This window comes from Methanobrevibacter sp. (genome assembly GCF_045541095.1).
GTDB lineage: Archaea > Methanobacteriota > Methanobacteria > Methanobacteriales > Methanobacteriaceae > Methanocatella.
In genome coordinates this window covers 1-5,365 of the sequence record NZ_JAZQIJ010000269.1, presented here as the reverse complement: position 1 = coordinate 5,365, position 5,365 = coordinate 1, and the positions used below count along the sequence as shown (strand labels likewise).

The 5,365-nt window shown below is 32.2% G+C and carries 6 protein-coding genes; 4 read left to right on the top strand and 2 right to left on the bottom strand.

The annotated features are described in order from the left end of the window. The first annotated feature begins 64 nt into the window (after positions 1 to 64). From ACKI2P_RS11715 to fwdF, 4 genes are all read left to right on the top strand, one after another. A complete protein-coding gene (locus tag ACKI2P_RS11715; RefSeq protein WP_407377771.1) occupies positions 65 to 2,962 on the top strand; it encodes a transglutaminase domain-containing protein in 2,898 nt (965 codons plus the stop codon). 103 nt (positions 2,963 to 3,065) lie between these two features. Beyond that, positions 3,066 to 3,524, top strand: coding sequence for a phosphopantetheine adenylyltransferase (locus ACKI2P_RS11710; RefSeq protein ID WP_407377770.1), 459 nt, complete (start codon positions 3,066 to 3,068; stop codon positions 3,522 to 3,524). Between the two features lie 108 nt (positions 3,525 to 3,632). Then, a complete protein-coding gene (locus ACKI2P_RS11705) occupies positions 3,633 to 3,824 on the top strand; it encodes a 4Fe-4S binding protein (protein WP_407377768.1) in 192 nt (63 codons plus the stop codon). 11 nt (positions 3,825 to 3,835) lie between these two features. Continuing rightward, the gene (gene fwdF / locus ACKI2P_RS11700; protein ID WP_407377767.1) at positions 3,836 to 4,852 is read left to right on the top strand and encodes a tungsten-dependent formylmethanofuran dehydrogenase subunit FwdF; all 1,017 of its coding nucleotides are present in this window, start codon (positions 3,836 to 3,838) and stop codon (positions 4,850 to 4,852) included. Between the two features lie 19 nt (positions 4,853 to 4,871). Here the strand turns inward: fwdF and ACKI2P_RS11695 are convergent, their stop codons facing one another. Further along, a complete protein-coding gene (locus tag ACKI2P_RS11695; RefSeq protein ID WP_407377765.1) occupies positions 4,872 to 5,084 on the bottom strand; it encodes a class III signal peptide-containing protein in 213 nt (70 codons plus the stop codon). Then, positions 5,044 to 5,250, bottom strand: a complete 207-nt coding sequence (locus ACKI2P_RS11690; RefSeq protein ID WP_407377763.1) for a class III signal peptide-containing protein — start codon at positions 5,248 to 5,250, stop codon at positions 5,044 to 5,046. Before ACKI2P_RS11690 ends, ACKI2P_RS11695 begins: the two co-directional genes overlap by 41 nt. Between the last annotated feature and the right edge of the window lie 115 nt (positions 5,251 to 5,365).

The window sequence follows — 5,365 nt, the reverse complement described above, 5'->3', positions numbered from 1 at the left end:
ATGAGAACCAAGAGGTGGAAAAATTTCGATAAAAAATAAAGCATTTTTCATTTCAATTGTTCTATTGTTTTTTGTTGCTCTATCAGCGGCAAGTGCAACTGAAATTATTGATGCTTCAAATACAGAAGATTCAAATTTAACTAACGACAATGAATTTTCATTGTCTCAAGAAGAATTAGAAGTTTCTAGCGAGGATTCTATCTCAGAAACTAATATAGTTATTTCTCATGATGATAATTTAAAAGATTATCCTGAAGGTTTGCTTGCGGCAAGCGGCGAATCTTATTATGAGGATAATGAAATTTTAAGTCTTTCAAATGCAGAACTCAACAACACCATATCCGTTTCAAATGATGATGAAGTTTTAAACAGTTATGTTGATAATGATGTTCTCACAGCTAAAAAAGTTAAAACTACTGCCACCAGTTTATCTGTGGTGGATACACACTACAACAAGGCAGGCACCACTTTTAAAGTAACATTGAAAGACAGTACCGGTAAAACTTTAAGCAATCAGAAAATATCTTTGAAAGTAAACAGTAAAACCTATTCCGGTGTCACCAACAGTAAAGGTATTGCACAAATCAAGACAGCCGCTTTGGCTGTTGGAAGTTATACCCTTGCTTTGACTTATGCAGGCAGTGAAAATTATTCATCTGCATCCCTTTCAAAGAAAGTTAAAGTTTTATCATCAGTCAGTGGAAAAGATGTAACAAAATATTACGGTTCATCTACTTACTACTCAGCAACATTCTGGAAAGATAATGATGCTTTGGCAAATACCAAAGTCACATTCTATATTGATGGTAAAAAATATACTTACACTACCAATAAGAATGGTGTTGCTCAGGCAAAAGTAGAACTTAAACCAGGTAAACATACAGTCAGTGCAACCAATCCTGTTTCCGGTGAAAAGATTTCCAACAAGATTGTTGTAAATAAGGATAAGACTTCATTTGCGAAAAAATCAAAAATATATATTCTTCCTTACAATTACTACACTTATATTGTTTCTTTAACCACTGCCCATGGGGCTCCGGTTAAAAACGCTAAAGTATACTTTTCTTATGACGGTAGAAATGTAACCGCCACTACAGACAAAAACGGGAAAGCAAGAACTGTTATTCCCCTTCTTGCAAAGGGTACTTACGAGATATCATATAAGTATAAAGGATCAACTGGATTATACAGTTCATCTTCATCAGGATCAATATGTATCAAAGAAGCTTCTAACAAATTAGTTGCTTCCGATTTGAAAATGGATTACAATTCAAAATCCGCATTTTCAGTTAAATTAACTGATAACAATAACAAGGCTTTATCCGGAAAAACAATCAAGTTCATCCTGGACGGTAAAACTTACACTGCCAAAACCGATTCAAAAGGTATTGCAAAGTTAACTATTGGTGATTTAAAACCTGGTACATATAAAATCAAATATTTATATTCTACATTGGGTGCAAGTGATTATAATTATGAATACAAAAATGTCGTAATCAAAAAATTGTCTGCAAAATTAACTGCAAATGATTTGAACATGAAACATAATGATGGATCAGTTTATAAGGCAACATTAAAGGATGCATCTGGTAAAGCAATCAAGAATGTTGCAATTAAATTTACTGTCAACGGAAAAACTTACAGTCAAAAAACTGATTCCAACGGTGTTGCCAAATTAAAAATCACATTGCCTGTAGGTTATTATCCAATCAAATCTGCTGTTTCAAGTGCATATTATTCAGCTAGTGCTGTATCCAAACATGTTTTCGTGGATGGATATAAATTCAGTGCCAGTGATTTATATGTATTGTCTGGAAAAACAGTTTATTATTCCGTAAAATTAGTTGATGGTAAATCTAAAGCTGTAAAAAATGCAGCAGTCAAATTCACATTAAACGGCAAGACTTATACTAAAACCACTGCTTCAGACGGTGTTGCTAAAATTAAAGTCGGAACATTGACCAGTGGAACTAAGAGTATCAAGTATGCTTATGGTTCTGAAGCATCAGGCACATCCAAAATTCATGTGCTCAGCAAAGTATCATTAAAAGCAGCTATTTCTGCTTCAAATAATGTGAAAAAATACATTGAATCAAATCATAAATTACCATCAAGCATTAAAATTGGTAAATACACATTTTCTACAGCTGATTATTTATATTTAGCTTCCAAAGCTATTGTAAATTTAAAAGCAAATAATAAAGGTGACGTTCCAGTCAAATTTATTAGTAAACCAAGCAGTCCTGGAGCTGCTGCAAATAAAGGTAATCTGAATGATTATCTTTCAGTAGCTAAAAGTGTAATAAAAACTGCAGATTCCAAAGGCAAAATGCCTAATTCTGTCAGTTCAAAAGTAGGAACAATAGGTTACAAAGGTCTAGTATATGCATTTGCTCGTGTTGTTGCATTTTATGGTGATGAGAATATCATGCCTGCTTATGTTACAATCAAAACTCTGACCAGTTCTTCATCTTCAACAAGTAAACTAAACTCAAAAAATACAATAAAAGATCTTACAGCATACTTGGCTGCTTCAACACATTGTCAAGTTAATGATGCTAAGATTAAGCAGTTAGTTACTAAGTTGACTAAAGGACTTACTACAGATGAAGCAAAAGCTAAAGCAATATTTAACTATGTGCGTGATACAATATCCTACAGTTTCTATTATAATACCAGATACGGTGCTGTTGGTACATTAAACGCTAAAACTGGAAATTGTGTAGATCATTCACACTTGCTTGTAGCAATGTTTAGAAATGCTAAACTTCCAGCCAGATATGCTCATGGTACCTGTACATTTTCAAGCGGTACTTACGGACATGTATGGACTCAGGTATTGATAGGTGATACCTGGACAGTATGTGATGCTACAAGTCCTAGAAACTCGTTCGGAAACGTTGTAAATTGGAATGCAAACAGTTATAGCCTTAAAGGTTATTTCTCAAGCATAGCATTTTAATTTACTTTTTTATTTTTTTTTACTTTTTTTCTTTTTTTATATAGCTAAAAATTTATAATAGTTCTTATAAAGATTTTAACAGAAACTAATTTAGGACAATATTATGAATTCTAAGAAATACAGAAAAGTGGCCGTAGGTGGAACTTTTGACAAATTTCATAATGGTCATAAGAAATTGTTAACTACTGCTTTTGAAATTGCCGAATCTGTTGAAATCGGTGTAACTTCCGATGCATTTGGAGGATTAAAAGGCAATATTGATTCTTGTGAAGAAAGAATGAGTAATCTTAAGGCTTTTTTCAGCGATAAATCTAATTTTATCATCGTCCCTCTCGATGATCCTTATGGGACTACTATTTATGATGAGAATTTCGATGCTATAGTAGTTAGTGAAGAGACTGAGCCTACTGCGGTTAAAATTAATGAAATTAGAGTTTCAAAAGGTATGGATCCTATTGATATTGTTGTAGTTAGTTTTGTATTGGCATATGATGGTATTCCTATTTCATCAACCCGAATTAGGCGTGGTGAAATAAATAAAAATGGGGATAACATCAGATAGTTGAAAACATAATCGATATGTTTATATGTTCATTTCGATAATATTTATATAGGGCACATTTAAATTATTTTATTTAAATAATCTTTTATGTGCCGTTGAGGTGGTTATATGGCAGTAAAAATAGATTCTAATTTATGTGGACATATTCAAAACTGTCCTGTACAGGGTTTATGCATTAAGCTTTGTGAACAGGGTGCAATCATCGAGGAAGATGGGGATGTAAAAATAGTTCCTGAAAACTGTGATGATTGTGATTTATGTATACAAAATTGTCCAAATCAGGCTATTTCTAAAGCATAGAGGTGATTTCGATGTTTGATATAATAAGAGAGGGTGAAGAACATCGTAATTTATCTTACAAAGATTTAAATTGTGTTGGTTGTGGAATTTGTGTTGGTGTTTGTCCGACTTCTTCATTAAGATTAGGTCCTGTTGTACCTATTGCAAGGGGTCTAATTGAAATGGATTATATTTCTGTTAGTGAAGACTCTTGTGTATTTTGTGGATTATGTTCAGTAGCTTGTCCTTTTGATGCATTATCTCTAAAAATAGACGGTGAACCTATTAAAGAATCGGATAATTATCCTACTTGGGAAACTCAATGTGAAGTTGACGATGAGGAATGTATTTATTGCGGAAGATGTTATTCAATCTGTCCTCAGGATTCAATTATTTTTGAAAGAAATCTGCCTGATGCTGTAGAGTTAGTAAGAGGAGAAATTGAAATAGATGATGAAAATTGTATTTATTGTGGTTTTTGTGCAGAATTATGTCCTGCAGAAGCTATAATTATCAAAAATATTCCTTCATCCAGTGTTGATTTATTAAATAACTCTATTGAGGTTGATCTTTCTAAATGTGTTCATTGTGGAGTATGTAAAAGAGTTTGTCCTGAATCTGCAATCAAACAAATCTGTTCTACTTGTATGCTGAGGGATGAAATTCCAATTCCTGAAATCACTGGTTCAACATTTATTTCAGAAGAATCATGTGTAAATTGTTCATGGTGTTCTGAAATCTGTCCAGTTGATGCTATTTCTATAACTAAACCATTTGAAGGTAGTTTGGAAATGATTGAGGTTCCTGATGAAGATAAAATTTGTAAAGGTGAATCTTGTCATGCTTGTCAAGATGTTTGCCCATGTAATGCTGTTGAAATAATCGATGGAAAATCAGTTACTAATTTAGACTTCTGTAATTTATGTGGAGCATGTGTTACAGCTTGCCCTCAAAATATCAGAATTTTAAATAGAACAGCAATGAAATTAACAAATATCCATTCTGATTCATGGAATGAAATTTTAAACTCAATATTAGGTGGAAAATAGAGAGATACTCTCTCCATTTTCATATTTTTTCTAAGATATATTCTCTTTCTGTTTTTAATGACTGGTGTAAACTATTTTGTGTTTTTTGGGTTATATTTGACAAATAACTTCCAACAAAGAGTACTATAACAATCAATCCTCCTATTATCAGGATTAATTCTGCACTTCCTTGTCCTTTGTTGTCTATATTTTTAAACATGTGTTCTGTTGTCAAGAATTGTGTTCCTGACATCCATGATATCATCTTTTGCCTTAAGACTGGTATCACTGGTTTCCATATAGGTTCTGTATATGGTTAGAGCAAGCAATGCGATTACAATTACTCCTCCAAACAAAAGAATATATTCTGCTGCGCCTTGGCCTGAATTTTCTTTCATGAATATTTTAAATTTTTTCATAGTTTTCACCGTTTTTATATTAAATTTTTTTCATATATTAATATTACTATTTTATAAAAAAGTATTACTAAAATCATTTAATTGATTTTTTTCCTCTTTTTTGTGTTTTTTTTCC